Here is a 22247-nt window from a genome sequence, read left to right as displayed (position 1 = left end):
CGTGCACCCGCATGTCTGCATGCGCTCGTGCGAAGTCGATCAAGGTAGTCGATTCGAAGGGCGAAGCGTGGCCAAGAAGCAAGGTGCCATCGAGATCGAGGGCACTGTCGTCGAGTCTCTTCCGAACGCCATGTTCAAGGTCGAGCTCCAGAACGGCCACCAGGTCCTGGCACACATCAGCGGCAAGATGCGTATGCACTACATCCGCATCCTCCCTGACGACCGGGTCGTGGTGGAGCTGTCTCCGTACGACCTCACGCGTGGCCGGATCGTCTACCGCTACAAGTAGATCTTGCCCTTACTCCGTGTTCCCGGTTCCGGGGCGCGGGGGGTGGCACTGACCCGGAGAACCTCACCTAATGAAGGTCAAGCCGAGCGTCAAGAAGATCTGCGACAAGTGCAGGGTGATCCGCCGTCACGGTCGGGTCATGGTCATTTGCGAAAACCCGCGCCACAAGCAGCGCCAGGGCTGACGCACGACCGCACCTTCTGCACCCGCAGATACTTCGCGCGACGCAAGCAGTACATGTTCATACGCAGAATCCAGGGCTGATTCCCATCAGGCCTGACACCCCCGGTCGGAGGCCGGGGACCCGGTTCGTACCGAATCTTCGGAGAAGAAGATGACGGCGGGCGGGATCCGGTTCTGCGGAAGACCTCCGAACGACAACTGGAGCCATTGAATGGCACGCGTTTCCGGTGTTGACATCCCGCGCGAAAAGCGTGTGGAGGTCGCCCTGACCTACGTGTTCGGCATCGGCCGGACCCTTTCCCAGCAGACGCTGGCCGAGACCGGCGTGAACCCGAACACCCGCGTTCGTGACCTCTCCGAGGAGGAGCTGGTCAAGATCCGCGAGTACGTGGACGCCAACATCAAGACCGAGGGTGACCTCCGTCGCGAGATTCAGGCCGACATCCGCCGCAAGGTCGAGATCGGTTGCTACCAGGGTCTGCGCCACCGTCGTGGCCTGCCCGTCCACGGTCAGCGCACCAGCACGAACGCTCGTACCCGCAAGGGCCCGCGTCGCGCCATCGCCGGTAAGAAGAAGCCGGGCAAGAAGTAGTCCTCAGCGGACGCTTATCAGCGGTCTTCGCTGTAGGACCGACCACCTCCCGTAGGAGTAATAGATGCCCCCCAAGGGTCGTCAGGGCGCTGCCAAGAAGGTGCGCCGCAAGGAAAAGAAGAACGTCGCTCACGGACACGCTCACATCAAGAGCACGTTCAACAACACGATCGTCTCGATCACCGACCCCGCGGGCAACGTGATCTCCTGGGCCTCCGCCGGCCACGTCGGCTTCAAGGGCTCGCGCAAGTCCACCCCCTTCGCCGCGCAGATGGCCGCCGAGTCGGCCGCCCGCCGCGCGCAGGAACACGGCATGCGCAAGGTTGACGTCTTCGTGAAGGGCCCGGGCTCCGGTCGCGAGACCGCGATCCGCTCCCTCCAGGCCACTGGCCTCGAGGTCGGCTCCATCCAGGACGTCACCCCCACCCCGCACAACGGCTGCCGTCCGCCCAAGCGCCGCCGCGTCTGACGCACGGTTGTCTTAGGTTCCGGGCGGTACGTCTCTTCGGAGGCGTGCCGCCCGTACCCTTGCAGTAGCAGCAGGGCGTCAAATAGCGGGCGCCCATGACTGAAGGATCGCAACATGCTGATTGCTCAGCGTCCCTCGTTGACCGAAGAGGTCGTCGACGAATTCCGCTCCCGGTTCGTGATCGAGCCGCTGGAGCCGGGCTTCGGCTACACCCTCGGCAACTCCCTGCGCCGGACCCTCCTGTCCTCGATCCCGGGTGCGGCGGTCACGTCCATCCGCATCGACGGCGTTCTGCACGAGTTCACCACCGTGCCGGGCGTCAAGGAGGACGTCACCGACCTGATCCTCAACATCAAGCAGCTCGTCGTCTCCTCGGAGCACGACGAGCCGGTCGTGATGTACCTGCGCAAGCAGGGCCCGGGTCTGGTCACCGCCGCCGACATCGCGCCCCCGGCCGGTGTCGAGGTGCACAACCCCGACCTCGTCCTCGCCACCCTCAACGGCAAGGGCAAGCTGGAGATGGAGCTGACCGTCGAGCGCGGTCGCGGCTACGTCTCCGCCGTTCAGAACAAGCAGGTCGGTCAGGAGATCGGGCGCATCCCGGTCGACTCGATCTACTCGCCGGTGCTGAAGGTCACGTACAAGGTCGAGGCGACCCGTGTCGAGCAGCGCACCGACTTCGACAAGCTGATCGTCGACGTCGAGACCAAGCAGGCCATGCGTCCGCGTGACGCCATGGCGTCCGCCGGTAAGACGCTGGTCGAGCTCTTCGGGCTCGCCCGCGAGCTCAACATCGACGCCGAGGGCATCGACATGGGCCCGTCCCCCACGGACGCCGCCCTCGCCGCCGACCTCGCGCTGCCGATCGAGGAGCTCGAGCTCACGGTTCGTTCGTACAACTGCCTCAAGCGTGAGGGCATCCACTCCGTGGGTGAGCTCGTCGCCCGCTCCGAGGCCGACCTCCTGGACATCCGCAACTTCGGTGCGAAGTCCATCGACGAGGTCAAGGCGAAGCTGGCCGGCATGGGCCTGGCCCTCAAGGACAGCCCGCCCGGATTCGACCCGACCGCCGCGGCGGACGCCTTTGGCGCGGACGACGACGCGGACGCGGGCTTTGTGGAGACCGAGCAGTACTAAGAGCTCGGGTTCCGCTGCCGGTTCTAGGCTGCGGGCCGGTTCTTGGCTGGTCGCGCAGTTCCCCGCGCCCCTTTGGGGCGCGGGTCCTCCGGGCGCCTTGAAAGAGGTGGCCGGATCTCCGACGGGCGATCGCCCGCTCGGACACTGACCCCGGTACCTGATACGGCCGGGGCAGACACCTAGGAGAAACACCATGCCGAAGCCCACCAAGGGTGCCCGTCTGGGCGGCAGCGCCGCGCACGAGAAGCTGCTCCTCGCGAACCTCGCGAAGTCGCTCTTCGAGCACGGCCGCATCACCACCACCGAGGCGAAGGCCCGTCGCCTGCGCCCGTACGCGGAGCGTCTGGTCACCAAGGCGAAGAAGGGTGACCTTCACAACCGCCGTCAGGTGCTTTCGGTGATCACGGACAAGAGCATCGTGCACACGCTCTTCACCGAGATCGGCCCGCGCTACGAGAACCGCCCGGGTGGCTACACCCGTATCACCAAGATCGGTAACCGCCGTGGCGACAACGCGCCCATGGCCGTCATCGAGCTGGTGGAGGCCCTGACCGTGGCCCAGCAGGCCACCGGTGAGGCCGAGGCGGCCACCAAGCGTGCCGCCAAGGACGCCGAGGTCAAGGCCGAGGCTCCGGCCGAGGTCGTCGAGGACGCCAAGGTCGAGGACGCCGCCGAGGCTCCCGCCGAGGAGTCGAAGGACGCCTGAGGCACTGCCTGGCTGTGAGCGGGTCCGTCCCTTCGGGGGCGGGCCCGCTTTCGCGTTCCGGCACAGGTGCCGGCCCTGAGAGGATCTAGGTGTGAGTGACGAAGCAGAGCCCGGGTTCGTACGGGTGCGGATGGATGTGTCGTACGACGGGAGAGAGTTCTCCGGGTGGGCCAAGCAGGCCTCGGGGCGCCGGACCGTGCAGGGGGAGATCGAGGACGCCCTCAGGACCGTCACGCGGTCCAAGGACACCACGTACGAGCTGACCGTCGCCGGGCGCACCGACGCCGGTGTGCACGCGCGCGGGCAGGTGGCACACGTCGATCTGCCCGTCGAGCTGTGGGCCGAGCACGAGGAGAAGCTGCTCAAGCGGCTGGCCGGACGGCTGCCCAAGGACGTGCGGGTGTGGTCCCTGCGGGAGGCCCCGAGCGGGTTCAACGCACGCTTCTCCGCGATCTGGCGGCGGTACGCCTACCGCGTCACCGACAACCCCGGGGGAGTGGACCCCCTGCTGCGGGGGCACGTCCTGTGGCACGACTGGCCGTTGGACGTCGACGCCATGAACGAGGCGGCCGAGCGGCTCGTGGGCGAGCACGACTTCGCCGCCTACTGCAAGAAGCGCGAGGGCGCCACGACCATTCGTACGCTCCAGGAGCTGAGTCTGGTGCGCGGGGACGACGGGATCATCACCGCGACCGTGCGCGCCGACGCCTTCTGCCACAACATGGTGCGCTCGCTCATCGGCGCGCTGCTGTTCGTGGGGGACGGGCACCGCGGGCCCGACTGGCCCGGGAAGGTGCTCGCGGCCGGCGTACGGGACTCGGCCGTCCATGTCGTACGGCCGCACGGACTGACCCTGGAGGAGGTCGGGTACCCGGCGGACGAACTGCTCGCCGCGCGCAACAAGGAGGCGCGCAACCGGCGGACGCTGCCCGGGGCGCCCGGGTGTGAATCCTGTCAGTAACTCGCAGACTCGCAGACTCGCAGACTTCGGCGGGACGGACCTCGTGCCGTATCTGACGGAGTGGCCGCAGTTCCGGGCGCTGGGACGTCCCGCGCCCGGTGGGGAGGGGAGAAGGGCTTGACGCACGACATGGGGGCGGACACGGCGCTGACCGTGGTCATGCCGACCTACAACGAGGCGGCCAACCTGCCGGGAATGGCCGAGGCGGTACTTCAACTGCCGCTCGACGGGCTCCACTTGAAGGTCGTGGACGACTCCAGCCCGGACGGCACCGGCCGGATCGCCGACGAGCTGGCGGAGAAGTACAACACCAAGGGGCGGCGCCGGATGAGCGTGCTGCACCGCACCGAGAAGGACGGGCTCGGGCGCGCCTACGCGGCCGGGATGGGCCTCGCGCTCGACGAGGGCGCCGAGTACGTCGTCCAGATGGACGCCGACGGCAGCCACCCCGTCGAGGCCGTGCCCCGGATGCTCGGCACGGCCCTGGCCAACGGGGTGGGCCTGGTCATCGGCAGCCGGTATGTCGAGGGCGGCTCACTGGACGAGGACTGGGGCGCGCACCGCGTCCTGCTCTCCCGGTTCGCCAACCGGTACGCCCGTACCGTGCTCGGAACCCGGATCCGGGACATCACGGCCGGGTTCAACCTGTGGTCGGCCCAGGCCCTGCGCGACATCGACCTGGCCACGCTGGACAGCGCCGGTTACAGCTTCCAGGTCGAGCTGAAGTACAAGGCCGTACGGGCGGGGCACAGCGCCGTCGAGATCCCGATCCGCTTCGAGGAGCGGACCGAGGGAGTCTCGAAGATGACGCTGAGGACGCAGCTGGAGTCGGCGGTGGTGCCGATCCGGCTGCGCATGAAGAACAAGTGACCCGGGTCCCGGGTACGGGGGCGGCCGGCCGGCCGGTTACTGGTTGGCCGCCGTCGACGCCTGGGCCTCGCCGCGGCGGCGGATCTGGCGGAAGGTGAACTCCGCCAGGTCGTCGCCGGTCGTGAAGACCTTGGTGTCCTTCGTCGTCACGTCCTTGCCGTTGGTGAAGCCGGCCAGCGTGAAGTAGGCGTAACGCCCGTAGGAGTTGGTGGTCGAACGGCAGACCGCCGTACGGCAGAAGTTGGCGACGCCCTGGCCGGACAGCGAGGTGATGATGCTCTTGCTGTCCGCCTCGGACTTCGCCTTGGCCGCCTGGGCCTCGCTGTCGAAGACCGCGACGGCGACGGTCACCGCGACGCCGTCCTTGCTGTAGGTGACGCGCATCAGCCGGGTGCAGTCGTTCTTGGTGAGCACCGCGGGCAGCGTGCGCTGCACGGCGGACGCGCACTTCGTCGTCGAGGCGGTGGGGCCCTTGCGGTAGACGCGGTCACCCATCGTCAGCTGCGAACCGGGGAAGAGGATGTCCGGGCTGAGTGGCGCGGTGTCCTTCTTCACACTGGATATGAAGTCCATCGGATCCAGCGGCGGCGGCGCGGAGGTCGGCGCGAACGTCGGCACCGGCGCCGTGGTGTCGCTCGGGATGGTCGCGGTGGCGGGCAGCTTGCTGGGCGTGTTCCCGGCCTGGTTGTCCCCGTTCGAGGAGACGACGGCCACGGCGACGGCAGCGCCGACCGCGATGGTGGCGACCGCCGAGCCGACGATCACCAGCAACCGGCGCCGCCGGTTGCGTGTCTCGGACGCCTCGGCGAGTGCCGCCCAGTCCGGAGTCTGGTTCCGACGTCCCCAATCGGGTTGCTGAGAACCAGGCTTCCAGGGATCCCACGGAGGTTCCCCCTGCCCACCCTGCCCATAACTCATGGGGCGCATCTTAGACGGGGTACGGGGGGTGCCGTTCCGCAACGGAGGGCACTTGAGCCCCTAGTGTGACCTGAGTGCGCAAGGGCAAAACTGACATCTCCGGGTGCTTGGTGCGACACGCTTCGACAGGCTTCCCGGCATCGGCCGTCCGGTGACGCCGGGTAGTCGGAACGTTGCGGGGGCAAGGGCTGCCTTATCCTGTTTCCAGTGACTGTTCGAGTGGCCCCGAGTGCCTAGGCGCCCGGGTCGCGAAGCCGCGTTTTGACCCGTCCGGGCAAGCGCGGGTACTCTTGCAGTTCGTTATGTGTATTGGCTTGCTCATTCTCACGTGGGGGGCCCTTACACCGGTCCACCGGGGCCGATGACCAGCGACCAGCACTCGGTATGCGTCACCGAGGTGCGGTCAGGGCTGTCGTGATCGTCCGTGGTGGCCATGTCAGGACCCACTCACTGAAGAAGCGAAGGCTACGACCGTGCGTACGTACAGCCCCAAGCCCGGCGACATCACTCGCCAGTGGTACGTCATCGACGCCCAGGATGTCGTCCTGGGTCGTCTGGCGACCACTGCCGCGAACATCCTGCGGGGCAAGCACAAGCCGATCTTTGCGCCGCACGTCGATGCTGGTGACTTCGTCATCATCATCAACGCCGACAAGGTGCACCTCTCCGGCAACAAGAAGACCCAGAAGCTGGCGTACCGCCACTCCGGTTACCCGGGTGGTCTGCGCTCCGTCCGTTACGACGAGCTGCTGGCCAAGAACCCCGAGAAGGCCATCGAGAAGGCCATCAAGGGCATGATCCCCAAGAACACCCTGGGCCGTCAGGTGCTCTCGAAGCTGAAGGTCTACGCGGGCGAGAACCACCCGCACGCTGCGCAGCAGCCGGTCCCGTTCGAGATCACCCAGGTCGCGCAGTAGTTCCGGCCACCACCCCCAAAGACAGAAAAGAATCTGAGGAGAATCGTGGCCGAGACCACCGTTGAGCAGCCGGTCGAAGAGACTGAGCTTGTCGACATCGACCAGTACACCACCGAGTCCGAGGTCCCCGTCGAGGGTGAGTACACCTCGGAGTCGCTGGCGTCCCGCTTCGGCGAGCCGCAGCCGGCCGCCGGCCTGGGCCGTCGCAAGAACGCCATCGCGCGCGTTCGCATCGTGCCCGGCACCGGCAAGTGGAAGATCAACGGGCGCACGCTCGAGGACTACTTCCCGAACAAGGTGCACCAGCAGGAAGTCAACGAGCCCTTCAAGGTTCTCGAGCTCGAGGGCCGTTACGACGTCATCGCCCGCATCTCCGGCGGCGGTGTCTCCGGTCAGGCCGGTGCGCTCCGTCTCGGTGTCGCCCGCGCGCTGAACGAGGCCGACGTCGACAACAACCGCGGTCCGCTCAAGAAGGCCGGCTTCCTCAAGCGCGACGACCGTGCGGTCGAGCGCAAGAAGGCCGGTCTCAAGAAGGCCCGTAAGGCTCCGCAGTACAGCAAGCGTTAATCGCTGGCTGCTGCGCATTTGTACGACCGTTCGCCCCGGCGGCACGCTGTGTGCCGCCGGGGCGTTCGTTTATCACAGCCCAGGGCGTATAACGGCACAAGGCGCTCAAAGGCTTGCATGATCGGATGACTTCCGAAAACTGAGCTTCATCAGGAGGACACCAGTGGGACGACTCTTCGGCACGGACGGCGTGCGCGGTGTCGCCAACGCGGATCTGACGGCCGAGCTGGCGCTCGGTCTCTCTGTGGCGGCGGCGCATGTGCTGGCCGAGGCGGGTACGTTCGAGGGCCACCGGCCGGTGGCAGTGGTCGGGCGGGACCCGCGCGCGTCCGGGGAGTTCCTGGAGGCCGCCGTGGTCGCGGGCCTGGCCAGCGCAGGTGTGGACGTCCTGCTCGTCGGTGTGCTGCCCACCCCCGCGGTGGCGTACCTCACCGGTGCGCTGGGCGCCGACCTCGGCGTGATGCTCTCGGCCAGCCACAACGCCATGCCCGACAACGGCATCAAGTTCTTCGCCCGCGGTGGCCACAAGCTCGCCGACGAGCTGGAGGACCGGATCGAGGGCGTCTACGAGGAGCACCGCACCGGCGCGCCCTGGGACCGGCCCACCGGCGCCGGGGTCGGGCGCGTGCGCGCCTACGACGAGGGGCTCGACAAGTACGTCGCCCACCTCCTCGGCGTACTCCCGAACCGCCTCGACGGCCTGAAGGTCGTCCTCGACGAGGCGCACGGCGCCGCCGCCCGAGTGTCTCCCGAGGCCTTCACGCAGGCCGGTGCCGAGATCATCACGATCGGTGCCTCGCCCGACGGCCTGAACATCAACGACGGCTGCGGCTCCACCCACCTCGACCTCCTGAAGGCCGCCGTCATCGAGCACGGGGCCGACCTCGGCATCGCGCACGACGGCGACGCCGACCGCTGCCTCGCCGTGGACCACACGGGTGCCGAGGTGGACGGCGACCAGATCCTGGCCGTACTCGCGCTGGCGATGCGGGAGCGTTCCGCACTGCGCTCGGACACCGTTGTCGCGACGGTCATGTCCAACCTGGGCTTCAAGCTGGCCATGGAGCGTGAGGGCGTCTCCCTCATCCAGACCGCGGTCGGCGACCGCTATGTCCTGGAGGAGATGAAGGAGCACGACTACGCGCTCGGCGGCGAGCAGTCCGGGCACGTGATCATCCTCGACCACGCCACCACCGGCGACGGCACGCTGACCGGCCTGCTGCTGGCGGCCCGGGTCGCCCAGACGGGCCGTACGCTCCAGGACCTCGCGTCCGTCATGGAGCGGCTGCCGCAGGTCCTCATCAACGTCCCCGACGTCGACCGCACGCGGGTGAACACCTCCGCCGAGCTGGCGGCCGCCGTCGCCGAGGCCGAGCGGGAACTCGGCTCCACCGGCCGGGTGCTGCTGCGCCCCTCCGGCACCGAGCCGCTCGTCCGGGTCATGGTCGAGGCCGCCGACATCGACCACGCGCGTTCGGTGGCCGGCCGTCTCGCGGACGCGGTGAAGTCGGCGCTCGGCTAGAACCGACCTGTTTTGGCGGTGCGTTCACGCTGCTGGGCCCAGAGCCATTTCTGGACGACCAGCGTGAACGTACCGGCCAGCACGATGCCCAGCAGGTTGAGCAGCAGCTGCTCGGTGGAGCCCCAGGCCTGCCGGTACTCGCCGTAGGCGAAGGCCACGGCAGCGTTCGCCGCCGCCGGCACCGTGGTCACCGAGATGGCGACACCGACCAGCGCGCCGGACTTCGCCGAGGTCAGCGAGAGGGTGCCGGCCACGCCGGCCAGGACCGCGACGACGAACGAGAACGCGTCGGGACGGTAGATGAAGTTGGTGTTGGGCCGCTCGGCGTCCAGCTTGACCGCGCTGAACAGGCCCACCGCGTCCATGAAGTACGTGAAGCCGACCGTCACCACCAACGCCACGGCGAAGCCCACGAGCAGCGCGTTCAGGGAGCGCCACGCCAGCCGTGGGACGCGTTGGACCAGCGCCGTGCAGATGCCGGCCAGTGGCCCGAACTCCGGGCCGACCGCCATCGCGCCCACGATCAGGATCGCGTTGTCGAGGACCACGCCACAGGCCGCGATCATCGTGGCCAGCGTGAGGAAGGCGACGTAGGTCACCGAGAGCGTCGACTCCTCGTGCGTCGCGTCGGCCAGGTGCTCCCAGAGCACCGCGTCCGCGCTCTCGCCCGGCGCCTCGTCCTCCGCCTTGTCGGCGCGCTTCGACAGCGACAGATCGATGTTCTCGACGGCGATCGACCCGGTCCGGTCGAGCTCCATCTCCCTCAGCCCGGCGATCAGTTCGTCGCCCGCTTCACGCGCGACGTCACACGTCACCACGTCCCCCGCCGGGTTGCGGGCGGCACCCGTGAGCACGACGAGATGGGTCGTGCCCACGGTCCTCTCGATCAGCCGTACGACGTCGTCGGTGCGGTCGGCCGGGGTGATCAGACGCAGATGCAGCATGCGACGCAGGTTATATGCACGGGATGACGACGTTGGGGCATGCGATGGCAGCCGGCGTCGAGGGACTTGCGACTACAGCTTGCGCAGGCTCAGGCGTTGCACCTTGTGGTCCGGGCCCTTGCGGACGACGAGGGTGGCGCGGCCGCGGGTGGGGGCCACGTTCTCCAGTAGGTTGGGCTTGTTGATGGTGCGCCAGGTCGTGCGGGCGTAGTCGAGCGCCTCCTCCTCGGAGACCTGCGTGTACCTGCGGAAGTAGGAGTCGGGCTTCTGGAAGGCGGTCTGGCGGAGCTTCTTGAACCGGTTGAGGTACCAGTGCTCGATGTCCTCGGTACGGGCGTCGACGTACACGCTGAAGTCGAAGTAGTCCGCGAGGCCGACGCGGGTACGGCCGTCCTTGCCGGGGAGGGCGGGCTGCAGGACGTTCAGGCCCTCGACGATGAGGATGTCCGGGCGGCGGACGGTGAGCCGCTGGTCGGGGACGATGTCGTAGATCAGGTGGGAGTAGACGGGCGCCGTCACCTCGTCCTTCCCCGCCTTGATGTCGGCGACGAAGCGGGTGAGGGCCCGACGGTCGTACGACTCGGGGAAACCTTTCCTCGACATCAGGCCGCGTGCCTCCAGCTCCTTGGTGGGAAGCAGGAAGCCGTCCGTGGTCACCAGTTCTACGCGTGGGTGTTCGGGCCAGCGGGAGAGCAGGGCCTGCAGCAGGCGCGCGACGGTGGACTTGCCGACGGCGACGGACCCCGCCACCCCTATGACGAACGGGGTGCCGGACTGGGAGCCCTTCTCGCCGAGGAAGGTGTTCAGCGCCCCTCTGAGCCCGTCCGTGGCGCCGACGTACAGATTGAGCAGTCTGGACAGCGGCAGATAGATGTCCCGCACCTCGTCGAGGTCGATGACATCGCCCAGACCGCGCAGCTTCTCGACCTCCTCGGCGGTCAGTGGCAGCGGCGTCTTTTCGCGCAGCACGCTCCACTCGGCTCGGGTGAGGTCGACGTAGGGAGTCGCCTCCGGCCTGTGCCGGTGGGCGCTCCGGGGCATCGGGGAGACCGGAGAGATCACAGTCCATTGTTAACGGAGTTTGAACGGGGTGGTGGGTGGGGTCCGTCACGTGCGTGCCCGGCGCGAAGCGGCGCGGCGCGGCGCACTGGACCGTCTCCGGGCTTCGCACCGTTGGGACCGGCAGAATTTCCGAATTCGGGCACGACGTGCCGGGTTCGGGGGGCTGTTGGCGCTTAGGCTGCGGCGCATGTGCGGAATCGTGGGATACGTGGGGTCGCAGTCGGCGCTCGATGTGGTGATGGCCGGGCTGAAGCGGCTGGAGTACCGGGGGTACGACTCGGCGGGCGTCGCCGTGTTGGCGGACGGGGGGCTCGCCGCCGCGAAGAAGGCCGGGAAGCTGGTCAACCTGGAGAAGGAGTTGGTCGGCCGGCCGCTGCCGACCGGGTCGACCGGGATCGGGCACACCCGCTGGGCCACGCACGGGGGGCCCACGGACGCGAACGCCCATCCGCATCTCGACAACGCGGGGCGCGTTGCCGTCGTGCACAACGGCATCATCGAGAACTTCGCGCTGCTGCGGGCCGAGTTGGCGGAGCGCGGGCACGAGCTGGCGTCGGAGACCGACACCGAGGTGGTCGCACACCTGCTCGCCGAGGAGTTCTCGGCGTGCGACGACCTGGCGGAGGCGATGCGGCTGGTGTGCCGCCGCCTCGAGGGTGCGTTCACGCTGGTCGCGGTGCATGCGGATGCGCCGGATGTGGTGGTGGGGGCGCGGCGGAACTCGCCGCTCGTGGTGGGTGTCGGGGAGGGCGAGGCCTTTCTCGCCTCGGACGTCGCCGCGTTCATCGCCCACACGCGGTCGGCGATCGAGCTGGGCCAGGACCAGGTGGTGGAGCTGCGCCGGGACGGCGTGACGGTGACCGGTTTCGACGGCCGTCCCGCGGACGTGCGCTCGTACCACATCGACTGGGACGCGTCGGCCGCGGAAAAGGGGGGTTATGACTACTTCATGCTCAAGGAGATCGCCGAGCAGCCCAAGGCGGTCGCCGACACGCTCCTGGGCCGGATCGACGCGGGCGGTTCACTGACGCTCGACGAGGTGCGGATCCCGGTTCACGAGCTGCGCGAGGTCGACAAGGTCGTCATCGTGGCCTGCGGTACCGCCTTCCACGCCGGGCTGATCGCCAAGTACGCCATCGAGCACTGGACGCGGATCCCCTGCGAGGTGGAGCTCGCGAGCGAGTTCCGGTACCGGGATCCGATTCTCGGTACGCGGTCGCTGGTGATCGCCATCTCGCAGTCCGGCGAGACCATGGACACGTTGATGGCCTTGCGGCACGCCCGTGAGCAGGGCTCCAAGGTGCTGGCGATCTGCAACACGAACGGTTCGACGATCCCGCGCGAGTCGGACGCGGTGCTCTACACGCACGCGGGTCCCGAGGTCGCCGTCGCGTCCACCAAGGCCTTCCTGACACAGCTGGTCGCCTGCTACCTGGTCGCGCTGTACCTGGGCCAGGTGCGCGGCACCAAGTGGGGTGACGAGATCCAAGCCGTCATCCGGGACCTGTCCCACATCTCCGGCGAGGTGGAACGGGTCCTGGAGACCATGGAGCCGGTACGGGAGCTCGCACGATCGCTCGCCGACAAGAACACCGTGCTGTTCCTGGGGCGGCACGTCGGTTATCCGGTCGCCCTGGAAGGCGCCCTCAAGCTCAAGGAGCTCGCCTACATGCACGCCGAGGGTTTCGCGGCGGGTGAGCTGAAGCACGGGCCGATCGCGTTGATCGAGGACGATCTGCCGGTCGTGGTCGTCGTGCCGTCCCCGCGCGGGCGCTCGGTTCTGTACGACAAGATCGTGTCCAACATCCAGGAGATCCGGGCCAGGGGCGCGCGCACGATCGTGATCGCGGAGGAGGGGGACGAGGCGGTCGTTCCATACGCTGACCATCTGATCCGCATTCCTGTGACGCCGACGCTATTGCAGCCGTTGGTGGCCACGGTCCCGTTGCAGGTGTTCGCCTGCGAGCTGGCTACGGCTCGAGGGAACGAGGTGGATCAGCCTCGGAACCTGGCGAAGTCGGTGACGGTGGAGTAGTCCTTCAGGCCGTCGAGGAAGGCTGCGTAGGCCCCGGTCGGGAAGGCGGATGCTGTTGGCGAATCCGCCGCCGGGGACACCCTCCTCGGGAACCGTGAACACTTAAACGTGTAAGTGTTCACGGTTTTTGGCACCCATGGGGTGGGACCGACATCACCAAATGGATTCGCCAACAGCGCCCGGGAAGGTGAGGGTGCCGTCGGCCGGGGCCTTTGTGTCGCGGATGGCAATGTGGGTGGGCGAGTTGGCGATTTCTACGCACTCGTTGCCGTCGCCTTCGCCCGAGTAGGACGACTTCCGTCAGTTGTCGGGGGCGGTCAGGCTGTGCCTCCGCGGAATCTGGCGAAGTCGGTGCGCAGGGCTTCGATGAAGGGGGCGAAGGCTCCGGTCGGAATGGTGAGGGTGGCCCTGGCCGGGGTCTTGGAGTCGCGGATGGCTATGTGGGTGTGGCGGTTAGCGATCTCGACGCAGGAGTTTCCGTCACCGCCTCCCGAGTAGGACGACTTCCGCCAACGGTCGGTGGTGGTCACCATGCGCCTCACAGTTCCTTGGTCAGCCTGAAGATGACGTCACGCGAACGGGCGGGGTCGAGTGACACGGCCTCCATTTTACGGAAGAGCGCTCGAAGGACGCCGAGTTGAGCCTCGGAATCGATGAATGCCGTGCCATGAGGTGCGTCGCGAACGGCGGTGTCGAGCTTGGGTACGGCACCACCCGCAAGCATCATGGGGGTCCAGGTCCCGCCGAAGCCGTCCAGGTTGAAGGGGATGACACGTACGGTGATGTGGTCCGCTTCGGAGAGTTCGACAAGGCGGACGAGTTGGGCACGTGAGGCAGTACGGTCGCTGACTCGGATGTGCAGTGCTGCCTCGTGGACGAGCGCTGCGTACGAGGTGGGATCGGGGCCTTCGAGGATTACCTTCCGTTGCATCCGGTGTCGGACGCGCAACTCAAGCTCTTCCTGGGGGAGCTCGGGGACCCTGTCGGAGAAGATGGCGCGGGCGTAGTCCTCTGTCTGAAGCGGGCCGGGGATGTACAGGAACTGGACCTCTCGCAGGAACGTAGCGTGGTGCTCCAGCTCGGCAAGGTCTAGGAACGGCGTGGGCAGCGCCCCTCGGTATTCCTCCCACCAGCCGCGTGTCCGGTCGGTCGCCACGGCAACCAGGGCGTCGATGAACACTTCGTCAGTGCACACGTAGTGGGCCGCAAGACGGCGCAGCCGCTTCTCGCTCACGCCTGTGAGGCCCGACTCGATCTGGCTGATCTGTGCGGAGCTTACGCCGAGCTGATCGCGGCCGAGCTGGTCTCCAACGCCGTACGGCATACGAAGGGGCAGGCGGCGCTACGGGTGCAGTGGCGGGCCGGGATCCTCCGCATCGGAGCCTGGGACGCGGACCCGCAGCCGCCGGAGCCGTCCCTGCCGTGGGAACGGGTCGCCGACGCGGAGGAGGGGCGGGGCCTCGCCCTCGTGCGGGCCTGCGCCGATCTGTGGGGCTGGCAGCCGTTGGCCAGGAACGGGCAGCGCGGCAAGTACGTGTGGTGCGAGCTGGCGGCGGCCTAGTTTCGGCCGGGCGTCCCGTGGGGGCTCTCTCTCCTGAGAGGATCACCCGCACCGTACGGATATGCGAATGCAAGGTGGGGGAACATGGGCGTTCTGGTGCTGGCCGGTCTCCTGGTGCTTGTCGTCGGCGGGTGCGTGTGTGTGGTGTGGGCGTCGCGCGGCGGACCTCGCTGGGTCCGGGGCGTGGCGGCGGTGACGCTCGTCATGGGGGAACTGTTGCGTGCCTCCGCGAAGAACAACCGGCGGCGGAGTGTGAATCAGGCCGGCGGTGACGGTGATTAGTGCCGGTGAGGGGGCTCGTCCCGAGGGTGGCGTTACTCCGTTTGTCCCGTAGTGGGGGTTCCCGCTGCGACCCGTAGGCCGGTGCCCTCTTATTCTCGGACACGACCTTTCGAATACAAGAGGAGCAGTGCCATGGGACAGAACGTCTTCTTCGAGGTGTCCGCGGACGGGGAGTCGCTCGGCCGGATCGAGTTCAAGCTGTACGACGACGTGGTCCCTGAGACGGCCCGCAACTTCCGTGAGCTGGCCACCGGCCAGAACGGGTTCGGCTACAAGGGCTCGCCGTTCCACCGCGTCATCCCGGACTTCATGCTGCAGGGCGGTGACTTCACCAACGAGAACGGCACCGGCGGCAAGAGCATCTACGGTACGAAGTTCCGCGACGAGAACTTCCAGCTCAAGCACACCAAGCCGGGGCTGCTGAGCATGGCCAACGCCGGCCCGAACACCAACGGCTCGCAGTTCTTCATCACGACGATCGTCACCGACTGGCTCGACGGCAAGCACGTCGTCTTCGGTGAGGTCGTCGCGGGCATGGACGTCGTCAAGGCCGTCGAGAAGCTCGGCAGCCGTTCCGGCGCCACGTCCAAGAAGATCGTCATCGCGGACTGCGGCACCGTCTGACAGACCTGGCCGGACATCACATGGATCGAGCGGGAACGGCTGTGGCCGTTCCCGCTCGTTCTGTTGTCAGGCGCCCGTCCCGCCTCTCCACCGCCCTCTCCCGAGCGTGACACATGCCCAACGGCTCAGCGAGCAGGAAGTGCTGGTGCCGAAGAACGCTCACCACTGAGCCCGCGAGATCGACGCCGAGCGCCCTTTGGCCCATAGGGTGCTGGGCATGAGCATCATCGGGGTCGGTATCGACGTGGCCGAGATCGACCGGTTCCGGACGTCGCTGGAGCGTACGCCGGGGCTGGCTGATCGGCTGTTCCTGGATCAGGAGTTGCATCTGCCGAGCGGGGAGCGCCGGGGCATCGCGTCCCTGGCCGTGCGCTTCGCCGCGAAGGAGGCGCTCGCCAAGGCGCTGGGCGCTCCCGCGGGCATGCACTGGACGGACGCGGAGGTCTACGTCGAGGACAGCGGCCGGCCGCGGCTGCGGGTGACGGGGACGGTGGCGGCGCGGGCGGCCGAACTCGGTGTCCGCTCGTGGCATGTGTCGCTGAGCCATGACGCGGGGGTGGCCTCGGCGGTGGTCGTGGCGGAGGGGTAGGCCCGCAGGGGCCGTTGTCCTTGCGGCCGGGGCGGCGCGGAAAGCCTCCGTACGGGAGACTCGACCCATGCGTACTGCGTACAGCGTGGAGACGGTCAGGGCGGCGGAGCGAGAGCTGATGGCGCGGCTTGCGGAGGGTGCGCTGATGCAGCGCGCCGCGGCCGGACTGGCCGCCGCCTGCGCGGACTTGCTGGGACGGGTGTACGGCAGCCGGGTCGTACTGCTCGTGGGAAGCGGGGACAACGGGGGCGACGCCCTGTACGCCGGCGCCCGGCTGGCGCGGCGGGGGGCGGGGGTCACCGCCGTACTGCTCGCGCCCGAACGGACGCACGGCGCGGGCCTGGCCGCGCTGCGGCGGGCCGGGGGCACGGTGGCCGGGTCCGGCGCCGCCGAGGAGTTGATCCTGCGGGCCGACCTCGTCGTGGACGGGATCGTCGGGATCGGGGGAAAGGGCGGGCTGCGGCCCGAGGCGGTGCCGCTGGCCGGGTACGCCGCGGACTCCCGGGCGGCCGTGGTCGCCGTGGACCTGCCGAGCGGGATCGAGGCCGACACGGGAGAGGTCCGGGGCACCGCCGTCCGCGCCGATCTGACGGTGACCTTCGGGACGCACAAGCCAGGGCTGCTCATCGACCCGGGGCGTGAGTACGCCGGTTCCGTACGCCTGGTCGACATCGGGCTCGAACTGCCCGAGGAGGCCGGGCTGGAGGCCCTTCAGCACGCGGACGTGGCGGCGCGGCTGCCGGTGCCCGGGGCGGAGAGCGACAAGTACCGGCGCGGGGTCGTCGGGATCGCGGCCGGGTCCGCGCGGTATCCCGGGGCCGCCGTGCTCGCCGTGTCCGGGGCCCTGCGGGGTGGGGCGGGGGCGGTGCGGTACGTCGGGCCCGCGGCGGATGCCGTGATCTCGCGCTTTCCGGAGACGCTCGTGTCGGACCAGGGGCCCGCGCGGGCCGGGCGGGTCCAGGCGTGGGTGGTGGGGCCCGGGGTCGGGGACGACGCGTCGGCGGTGGCCGAGGTGCTCGGGGCGGACGTGCCGGTACTGGTGGACGCGGACGGACTGCGGCTCGCGGACCGGTCCGCCGTACGGGCCCGCACCGCGCCCACGCTGATGACTCCGCATGCCGGGGAGGCGGCGGCGTTGCTCGGGGTCTCGCGGGAGTCGGTGGAGGGGGCTCGGCTGGCGTCGGTGCGGGAGTTGGCGCTTCGGTACGGGGCGACCGTGCTGCTGAAGGGTTCGACGACGCTGGTCGCCGATCCGGGGGGCGGGGCGGTGCGGGTGAACGCGACGGGGACGGCGTGGCTGGCCACGGCGGGCAGTGGGGACGTGCTGTCGGGGCTTGCGGGGTCGTTGCTCGCGGCGGGGTTGTCCGCGTTGGACGCGGGGAGTGTGGGGGCGTATCTGCACGGGCTGGCGGGGAGGTTCGCGGCGGACGGGGCGCCCTTGGGGGCGCATGATGTCGCGGCGGCGATTCCGGAGGCATGGCGGGACGTCCGCGACGCGCTGCGCTGACCCCGCTGTTCCTCGTCCGCGGGTGGGCGGGGGCTGGGCGCGCCCCGCGGCGGAGCCGCACATATACACAGCCCCGCGCCCCTTATGGCGCGCTGCGTTGCCCATAACGGGGGACCCCGTCCGCGCGGCTCACCGGATGGGGAGTCGGGGTTGCGTATCGCTGGTCGCATGATGATGAGCAGACGAATGAGATGCGGGAGCGTGGGAGCGCTCCTCGCGCTGGTGGTGGTGATGTCGGTGGACGGCGCGGCTGCGTCCGGGCCCCCGGCGCCCGGGCCGGGGAGCGAGCTGGTGCCGGGCGTGGCGCCGGGGCCGTATCAGCCGTGGCCGGTGGACACGCCGGACCAGATGCTGCCGCCGAAGGTGTACACACCGAGCGCGCGGGAGGACGCCGTCGAGCCGAGGGACGTTGCCGCGGAGACGAACGCGCTCATCGAGTACATCCCTCTCAGCGAGGCCGTCGCGGGCAAGTCCGTGACCTGCTCCAAGCTGACCGGGCCGTATCAGCGGCAGGTCGAGCGGTGGTTGAAGCTGAAGGTCGACGGGAAGCAGTCGGCGAGGGACTGCGCCGCCATCCGGGCGTTCCAGACGAAGCACGGGATCAAGCCGAACACCGGCTTCGCGGGACCCGTCACCTGGGCCGGGATGCAGCTGCTGTCCGCGAAGAAGAACCCGAACGCGGCCGGGAAGTGCCCCGTCCGCTCGTCCCGCGTCGCGTGTGTGGATCTGACCCGGCAGCTGACCTGGGTGCAGAAGGGGAAGAAGGTGCTGTGGGGACCGGTGCCGATGCGCAGCGGGCGGGCCGGGTACCGGACCAGGACCGGCTGGTTCAAGATCTACTGGAAGCACAAGAACCACTGGTCGACGCTGTACAACACCCCGATGCCGTACAGCCAGTTCTTCAGCGGCGGAGAGGCGTTCCACGCCATCTACGGCAGCATCTACGACCCGAACGGCTCGTATGGCTGTGTCAATCTGCGCCTTGCCGACGCCCGCTCCCTGTGGAACACCATCAAGACGGGCGACAGGGTGTACGTGTGGGGCCGCAGGGTCGGCACCTGACCGTCGTCCGGGGGCCCTCGGGCCCCTCTGAGACACTGGGGGCGCGATGAACGACACAGCACCCCTGCGCGCCCGCGCAGAGATCGACCTGGCCGCCCTGCGGGCCAACGTGCGGACCCTGCGCGCCCACGCGCCGTCCGCGGCCTTGATGGCCGTGGTCAAGTCCGACGCGTACGGCCACGGCGCGGTCCCTTGTGCCCGCGCGGCGCTGGAGGCGGGCGCCACCTGGCTCGGCACGGCCACCCCCGAGGAGGCCCTCGCCCTGCGCGCGGCCGGCCTGACCGACAACCGGATCATGTGCTGGCTGTGGACGCCCGGCGGTCCGTGGCGGGAGGCCATCGAGGCCGACCTCGATGTGTCGGTGAGCGGGATGTGGGCCCTGCGGGAGGTCACCGCCGCGGCCGAGGCGGCCGGGATCCCCGCCCGGGTGCAGCTCAAGGCCGACACCGGGCTCGGGCGCGGTGGCTGCCAGCCCGCCGACTGGACCGAACTCGTGAGCGAGGCGCTGAGCGCCGAGGAACGCGGGCTGATCCATGTCACCGGTCTGTGGTCGCACCTCGCCTGCGCCGACGAACCGGGGCATCCCTCCATCCGGGCCCAACTGGACCGTTTCCGAGAGATGGTGACGTACGCCGAGGAGCGGGGCGTGCGTCCCGAAGTGCGGCACATCGCGAACTCGCCGGCCACGCTGACCCTCCCCGAGAGCCACTACGACCTCGTACGGACGGGGATCGCGGTCTACGGCATCTCGCCCAGCCCCGAGATCGGCACCCCGGCCGACTTCGGACTGCGCCCGGTGATGACGCTGAGCGCGTCCCTCGCCCTGGTGAAGCACGTACCGGGGGGCCATGGGGTCAGTTACGGGCATCACTACGTCACTGCCGGTGCCACCACCCTGGGCCTTGTTCCCGTCGGCTACGCGGACGGCGTTCCGCGTCATGCCTCCGGCACCGGGCCGGTGCTGGTGGGCGGCAAGTGGCGGACGGTGGCGGGACGGGTCGCGATGGACCAGTTCGTGGTCGATCTCGACGGGGACGAGCCGGTGCCCGGTTCGGAGGCGATCCTGTTCGGTCCGGGCGACCGGGGCGAGCCGACCGCCGAGGACTGGGCGCGGGCGGCGGGCACGATCGCGTACGAAATCGTCACCCGGATCGGAACCCGAGTGCCGCGCGTATACGTGAATAAGGAACAAGGCGGGTAACCCACAAGGAGTACAGGGGGTGCCCCGCGCAGGACAACAGGGCAACAGGACATAGTTGCACCACCAGCGGTACCTCCGGCACGACCTCAGCACGACCGGCACCACCCCCAGCACGACCTTCCGAAGTGAACGAGACCCCGGCGAAGAGGAGCGGTACGTGAGCGAGAGCAGCGCGGAGGCCGTGACGGACGTCGCCGCGGCGGCCGTCGCCTCCGCCGCCGGGAACTGGCGCAAGGCCGGTATCGCCGGCGTCGCCATAGGCGTGGTCGCCGCGGGCGCCGCCGCCGGAGTCGCCATAGAGCGGCTCACGGTCGGCCGTGGCATGCGCAACAAGGCCCGCCTCGCGCTCGACTCGACGGGCCCGTACGGCTCGCTGCGTGGCACGCCCGGCAAGGCCTACGCAGACGACGGCACCGAGCTGTACTACGAGGTGGACGACATCGAACAGGATGTGACGTTCACCCCGCGCCGGCGGCGGCTCTTCGGGCGCAAGGCTCCCGCCCCCGTCACCGTCGTCTTCAGCCACGGGTACTGCCTCAACCAGGACTCCTGGCACTTCCAGCGGGCCGCGCTGCGCGGTGTGGTGCGCACGGTGCACTGGGACCAGCGCAGCCACGGCCGCTCCGGGCGCGGGGTCGCCCAGACGAAGGACGACACACCCGTCTCCATCGACCAGCTCGGCCAGGACCTGAAGGCCGTCATCGACGCGGCCGTGCCCGAGGGGCCGATCGTGCTGGTGGGGCACTCCATGGGCGGCATGACCGTCATGGCGCTGGCCGATCAGTACCCGGACCTCATCCGCGAGCGGGTCGTCGCCGTCGCGCTCGTCGGTACGTCGTCGGGGCGGCTCGGCGAGGTCAACTTCGGGCTGCCCGTCGCGGGCGTCAACGCGGTGCGATGGGTGCTGCCCGGCGTACTGAAGGCGCTCGGTCAGCAGGCCGCCCTGGTGGAGCGGGGGCGGCGGGCCACGGCCGACCTGTTCGCGGGGATCATCAAGCGGTACTCGTTCGCGTCCCGGGACGTCGACCCGGCCATCGTGCGGTTCGCCGAACGGATGATCGAGGGCACCCCGATCGACGTGGTCGCGGAGTTCTATCCGGCGTTCACCGAGCACGACAAGACCGCGGCCCTCGCGCACTTCGCCGAACTGCCGGTGCTGGTGCTGGCCGGGGTCGGCGACATGGTGACGCCGAGTGAGCACAGCGAGGCGATCGCGGACCTGCTGCCGGACGCCGAACTGGTACTCGTCCCGGACGCCGGGCACCTGGTCATGCTGGAGCACCCCGAGGTGGTCATAGACCGTCTCGCCGACCTCCTGATGCGCGCGGGCGCCGTCCCGGCAGGGGCTACCGTGGGTGGCTATGGAAGCACCAGCAGCAGCGCACAACCCGGCTGAGCCCGCCGTCGAGGGCGTGAACGTCCGGATCACCGTCAACTCGCCCGAGCAGATGCGGGAGTTGGGCCTTCACCTGGCCAAGCTGCTGCGCGCGGGCGATCTCGTGATGCTGAACGGGGAGCTCGGCGCCGGCAAGACGACGCTGACGCGCGGGCTCGGCGAGGGGCTCGGCGTACGGGGCGCGGTCACCTCTCCGACGTTCGTCATCGCCCGTGTGCACCCCTCCCTCGGTGACGGTCCGCCGCTCGTGCACGTGGACGCGTACCGCCTGGGCGGCGGGCTCGACGAGATGGAGGACCTCGACCTCGACGTGTCGCTCTCCGACTCGGTGATCGTCGTGGAGTGGGGCGAGGGCAAGGTCGAGGAGCTCACCGACGACCGGCTCGACGTCGTCATCCACCGGGCCGTCGGTGACACCACGGACGAGGTGCGGCACGTCACGCTCACCGGGCTCGGGGAGCGCTGGGCGGCGGTCGATCTGAGCGTGCTCGCGGCTTGATCACCCTGGGTGAAGGTTCCGGGGGCGTGAAGGTTCCGACAAGTCGTCGGCAAGATGTTGCGTTCGGCGTCCAGGCCGTGGTCACATGGACCTCAGTCCGTAGTTAGGTCTACCTAACCACGCTTGCCCCCGAATCCCCAGGAGGCGTCCATGTCGGCTTCGGAACGTGACGTGCCGGTGCAGCAGCCGTGCGGCGGCGGGGTGTCGATGCGGGATCTGCTGGCGTCATGCGCGGCCGCTGACGCGGTCTCCAGGCCGCCGGCGGCGCCTGTGGCCCAGGCTCCGGGGGCTTCTTCGAAGGAGCAGGTCCGCAAGGCGGCGTGAGCGCCCCGAGAGGGGCGCGGGGCTGCCACA

The 22247-nt window shown here is 69.1% G+C and carries 28 protein-coding genes; 22 read left to right on the top strand and 6 right to left on the bottom strand.

Features of this window, described 5'->3' with window-relative positions; translation table 11 throughout:
• Nucleotides 1-67: 67 nt before the first annotated feature.
• The 8 genes from infA (at nt 68) to OG568_RS21890 (ending at nt 5207) form a co-directional block, all read left to right on the top strand.
• A complete protein-coding gene (infA, locus tag OG568_RS21925) occupies nt 68-289 on the top strand; it encodes a translation initiation factor IF-1 (RefSeq protein WP_003948620.1) in 222 nt (73 codons plus the stop codon).
• A gap of 70 nt (nt 290-359) precedes the next feature.
• Complete coding sequence (rpmJ, locus tag OG568_RS21920; RefSeq protein ID WP_003998809.1) at nt 360-473, top strand: 50S ribosomal protein L36; 114 nt, start codon at nt 360-362, stop codon at nt 471-473.
• A 210-nt stretch (nt 474-683) separates the two neighbouring features.
• The gene (gene rpsM, locus OG568_RS21915) at nt 684-1064 is read left to right on the top strand and encodes a 30S ribosomal protein S13 (protein WP_060901485.1); all 381 of its coding nucleotides are present in this window, start codon (nt 684-686) and stop codon (nt 1062-1064) included.
• Between the two features lie 64 nt (nt 1065-1128).
• Nucleotides 1129-1533 (top strand): 30S ribosomal protein S11, encoded by a 405-nt coding sequence (gene rpsK, locus OG568_RS21910; RefSeq protein ID WP_006376016.1) that lies wholly within the window; start codon nt 1129-1131, stop codon nt 1531-1533.
• 114 nt (nt 1534-1647) lie between these two features.
• Entirely contained in the window at nt 1648-2670 is a 1023-nt protein-coding gene (locus tag OG568_RS21905) for a DNA-directed RNA polymerase subunit alpha (protein ID WP_003966937.1), read from the top strand.
• Between the two features lie 193 nt (nt 2671-2863).
• The gene (gene rplQ, locus OG568_RS21900) at nt 2864-3376 is read left to right on the top strand and encodes a 50S ribosomal protein L17 (protein ID WP_266437198.1); all 513 of its coding nucleotides are present in this window, start codon (nt 2864-2866) and stop codon (nt 3374-3376) included.
• 91 nt (nt 3377-3467) lie between these two features.
• Entirely contained in the window at nt 3468-4337 is an 870-nt protein-coding gene (gene truA / locus OG568_RS21895; RefSeq protein ID WP_266437195.1) for a tRNA pseudouridine(38-40) synthase TruA, read from the top strand.
• Nucleotides 4338-4466: 129 nt separating this feature from the next.
• Nucleotides 4467-5207 (top strand): polyprenol monophosphomannose synthase, encoded by a 741-nt coding sequence (locus tag OG568_RS21890; protein ID WP_266438118.1) that lies wholly within the window; start codon nt 4467-4469, stop codon nt 5205-5207.
• Nucleotides 5208-5243: 36 nt separating this feature from the next.
• Here OG568_RS21890 and OG568_RS21885 read toward each other — a convergent pair whose 3' ends face one another.
• On the bottom strand, nt 5244-6125 hold the full coding sequence (locus OG568_RS21885) for a hypothetical protein (protein ID WP_329532811.1): 882 nt from the start codon (nt 6123-6125) through the stop codon (nt 5244-5246).
• A gap of 473 nt (nt 6126-6598) precedes the next feature.
• On the opposite strand from OG568_RS21885, the gene rplM reads away from it, so the two are divergent.
• From rplM to glmM, 3 genes are all read left to right on the top strand, one after another.
• Complete coding sequence (rplM, locus tag OG568_RS21880) at nt 6599-7042, top strand: 50S ribosomal protein L13 (protein WP_075028506.1); 444 nt, start codon at nt 6599-6601, stop codon at nt 7040-7042.
• Between the two features lie 45 nt (nt 7043-7087).
• Nucleotides 7088-7609 carry a 30S ribosomal protein S9 gene (rpsI, locus tag OG568_RS21875; RefSeq protein ID WP_266437184.1) on the top strand — a complete coding sequence of 174 codons (522 nt, stop codon included), beginning with the start codon at nt 7088-7090 and terminating at the stop codon, nt 7607-7609.
• Between the two features lie 163 nt (nt 7610-7772).
• On the top strand, nt 7773-9131 hold the full coding sequence (gene glmM, locus OG568_RS21870; protein ID WP_266437181.1) for a phosphoglucosamine mutase: 1359 nt from the start codon (nt 7773-7775) through the stop codon (nt 9129-9131).
• Here glmM and OG568_RS21865 read toward each other — a convergent pair.
• Both OG568_RS21865 and coaA read right to left on the bottom strand, forming a co-directional pair.
• Nucleotides 9128-10075 (bottom strand): DUF389 domain-containing protein, encoded by a 948-nt coding sequence (locus tag OG568_RS21865; RefSeq protein WP_329532810.1) that lies wholly within the window; start codon nt 10073-10075, stop codon nt 9128-9130. The genes glmM and OG568_RS21865 overlap by 4 nt on opposite strands.
• Nucleotides 10076-10147: 72 nt before the next feature.
• A complete protein-coding gene (coaA, locus tag OG568_RS21860; protein ID WP_329532809.1) occupies nt 10148-11116 on the bottom strand; it encodes a type I pantothenate kinase in 969 nt (322 codons plus the stop codon).
• 208 nt (nt 11117-11324) lie between these two features.
• Here coaA and glmS point away from each other — a divergent pair, with 208 nt between their 5' ends.
• Nucleotides 11325-13172 carry a glutamine--fructose-6-phosphate transaminase (isomerizing) gene (gene glmS / locus OG568_RS21855; RefSeq protein WP_266584857.1) on the top strand — a complete coding sequence of 616 codons (1848 nt, stop codon included), beginning with the start codon at nt 11325-11327 and terminating at the stop codon, nt 13170-13172.
• Nucleotides 13173-13325: 153 nt separating this feature from the next.
• Here the strand turns inward: glmS and OG568_RS61475 are convergent, their stop codons facing one another.
• The 3 genes from OG568_RS61475 to OG568_RS21840 all read right to left on the bottom strand — a co-directional run bounded on the left by OG568_RS61475 (nt 13326) and on the right by OG568_RS21840 (nt 14496).
• Nucleotides 13326-13424, bottom strand: a complete 99-nt coding sequence (locus OG568_RS61475; RefSeq protein WP_443077876.1) for a DUF397 domain-containing protein — start codon at nt 13422-13424, stop codon at nt 13326-13328.
• A 65-nt stretch (nt 13425-13489) separates the two neighbouring features.
• A complete protein-coding gene (locus OG568_RS21845; RefSeq protein ID WP_329536413.1) occupies nt 13490-13702 on the bottom strand; it encodes a DUF397 domain-containing protein in 213 nt (70 codons plus the stop codon).
• 8 nt (nt 13703-13710) lie between these two features.
• On the bottom strand, nt 13711-14496 hold the full coding sequence (locus OG568_RS21840) for a helix-turn-helix domain-containing protein (protein ID WP_443077722.1): 786 nt from the start codon (nt 14494-14496) through the stop codon (nt 13711-13713).
• Between OG568_RS21840 and OG568_RS21835 the strand changes: the two genes are divergently transcribed.
• The 10 genes from OG568_RS21835 (at nt 14428) to OG568_RS21790 (ending at nt 22217) form a co-directional block, all read left to right on the top strand.
• Complete coding sequence (locus OG568_RS21835) at nt 14428-14733, top strand: ATP-binding protein (RefSeq protein ID WP_329536412.1); 306 nt, start codon at nt 14428-14430, stop codon at nt 14731-14733. The genes OG568_RS21840 and OG568_RS21835 overlap by 69 nt on opposite strands.
• Nucleotides 14734-14817: 84 nt before the next feature.
• Nucleotides 14818-15015, top strand: a complete 198-nt coding sequence (locus OG568_RS21830; protein ID WP_266437173.1) for a hypothetical protein — start codon at nt 14818-14820, stop codon at nt 15013-15015.
• 132 nt (nt 15016-15147) lie between these two features.
• A complete protein-coding gene (locus OG568_RS21825) occupies nt 15148-15639 on the top strand; it encodes a peptidylprolyl isomerase (protein WP_266437171.1) in 492 nt (163 codons plus the stop codon).
• Nucleotides 15640-15856: 217 nt separating this feature from the next.
• Entirely contained in the window at nt 15857-16228 is a 372-nt protein-coding gene (locus OG568_RS21820) for a holo-ACP synthase (RefSeq protein WP_266437169.1), read from the top strand.
• A 67-nt stretch (nt 16229-16295) separates the two neighbouring features.
• The gene (locus OG568_RS21815) at nt 16296-17735 is read left to right on the top strand and encodes an NAD(P)H-hydrate dehydratase (protein ID WP_266584863.1); all 1440 of its coding nucleotides are present in this window, start codon (nt 16296-16298) and stop codon (nt 17733-17735) included.
• Nucleotides 17736-17966: 231 nt separating this feature from the next.
• A complete protein-coding gene (locus OG568_RS21810) occupies nt 17967-18797 on the top strand; it encodes a L,D-transpeptidase family protein (protein WP_329536411.1) in 831 nt (276 codons plus the stop codon).
• A 46-nt stretch (nt 18798-18843) separates the two neighbouring features.
• On the top strand, nt 18844-19998 hold the full coding sequence (alr, locus tag OG568_RS21805) for an alanine racemase (protein WP_329532808.1): 1155 nt from the start codon (nt 18844-18846) through the stop codon (nt 19996-19998).
• 157 nt (nt 19999-20155) lie between these two features.
• A complete protein-coding gene (locus OG568_RS21800; protein ID WP_266437160.1) occupies nt 20156-21394 on the top strand; it encodes an alpha/beta fold hydrolase in 1239 nt (412 codons plus the stop codon).
• Nucleotides 21360-21893 (top strand): tRNA (adenosine(37)-N6)-threonylcarbamoyltransferase complex ATPase subunit type 1 TsaE, encoded by a 534-nt coding sequence (gene tsaE, locus OG568_RS21795; protein ID WP_266627601.1) that lies wholly within the window; start codon nt 21360-21362, stop codon nt 21891-21893. Before OG568_RS21800 ends, tsaE begins: the two co-directional genes overlap by 35 nt.
• Nucleotides 21894-22043: 150 nt before the next feature.
• Entirely contained in the window at nt 22044-22217 is a 174-nt protein-coding gene (locus tag OG568_RS21790; RefSeq protein ID WP_329532807.1) for a hypothetical protein, read from the top strand.
• Nucleotides 22218-22247 lie beyond the last annotated feature (30 nt).

This window comes from Streptomyces sp. NBC_01450 (assembly GCF_036227505.1).
GTDB lineage: Bacteria > Actinomycetota > Actinomycetes > Streptomycetales > Streptomycetaceae > Streptomyces.
The sequence above is the reverse complement of the archived record's forward strand: the minus strand, read 5'-3'. Positions and strand labels throughout refer to the sequence as shown.

Coding starts and splice junctions, on each gene's coding strand:
- rpsK (WP_006376016.1), top strand. CDS start 1,129: ATGCCCCCCAAGGGTCGTCAGGGCGCTGCCAAGAAGGTGCGCCGCAAG.
- OG568_RS21815 (WP_266584863.1), top strand. CDS start 16,296: ATGCGTACTGCGTACAGCGTGGAGACGGTCAGGGCGGCGGAGCGAGAG.
- coaA (WP_329532809.1), bottom strand. CDS start 11,116: ATGCCCCGGAGCGCCCACCGGCACAGGCCGGAGGCGACTCCCTACGTC.
- rpsM (WP_060901485.1), top strand. CDS start 684: ATGGCACGCGTTTCCGGTGTTGACATCCCGCGCGAAAAGCGTGTGGAG.
- OG568_RS21820 (WP_266437169.1), top strand. CDS start 15,857: ATGAGCATCATCGGGGTCGGTATCGACGTGGCCGAGATCGACCGGTTC.
- alr (WP_329532808.1), top strand. CDS start 18,844: ATGAACGACACAGCACCCCTGCGCGCCCGCGCAGAGATCGACCTGGCC.
- rplQ (WP_266437198.1), top strand. CDS start 2,864: ATGCCGAAGCCCACCAAGGGTGCCCGTCTGGGCGGCAGCGCCGCGCAC.
- OG568_RS21840 (WP_443077722.1), bottom strand. CDS start 14,496: ATGCCGTACGGCGTTGGAGACCAGCTCGGCCGCGATCAGCTCGGCGTA.
- OG568_RS21810 (WP_329536411.1), top strand. CDS start 17,967: ATGTCGGTGGACGGCGCGGCTGCGTCCGGGCCCCCGGCGCCCGGGCCG.
- OG568_RS21905 (WP_003966937.1), top strand. CDS start 1,648: ATGCTGATTGCTCAGCGTCCCTCGTTGACCGAAGAGGTCGTCGACGAA.
- OG568_RS21830 (WP_266437173.1), top strand. CDS start 14,818: ATGGGCGTTCTGGTGCTGGCCGGTCTCCTGGTGCTTGTCGTCGGCGGG.
- OG568_RS21825 (WP_266437171.1), top strand. CDS start 15,148: ATGGGACAGAACGTCTTCTTCGAGGTGTCCGCGGACGGGGAGTCGCTC.
- OG568_RS21885 (WP_329532811.1), bottom strand. CDS start 6,125: ATGAGTTATGGGCAGGGTGGGCAGGGGGAACCTCCGTGGGATCCCTGG.
- OG568_RS21865 (WP_329532810.1), bottom strand. CDS start 10,075: ATGCTGCATCTGCGTCTGATCACCCCGGCCGACCGCACCGACGACGTC.
- OG568_RS21890 (WP_266438118.1), top strand. CDS start 4,467: ATGGGGGCGGACACGGCGCTGACCGTGGTCATGCCGACCTACAACGAG.
- glmS (WP_266584857.1), top strand. CDS start 11,325: ATGTGCGGAATCGTGGGATACGTGGGGTCGCAGTCGGCGCTCGATGTG.
- tsaE (WP_266627601.1), top strand. CDS start 21,360: ATGGAAGCACCAGCAGCAGCGCACAACCCGGCTGAGCCCGCCGTCGAG.
- OG568_RS21790 (WP_329532807.1), top strand. CDS start 22,044: ATGTCGGCTTCGGAACGTGACGTGCCGGTGCAGCAGCCGTGCGGCGGC.
- rpmJ (WP_003998809.1), top strand. CDS start 360: ATGAAGGTCAAGCCGAGCGTCAAGAAGATCTGCGACAAGTGCAGGGTG.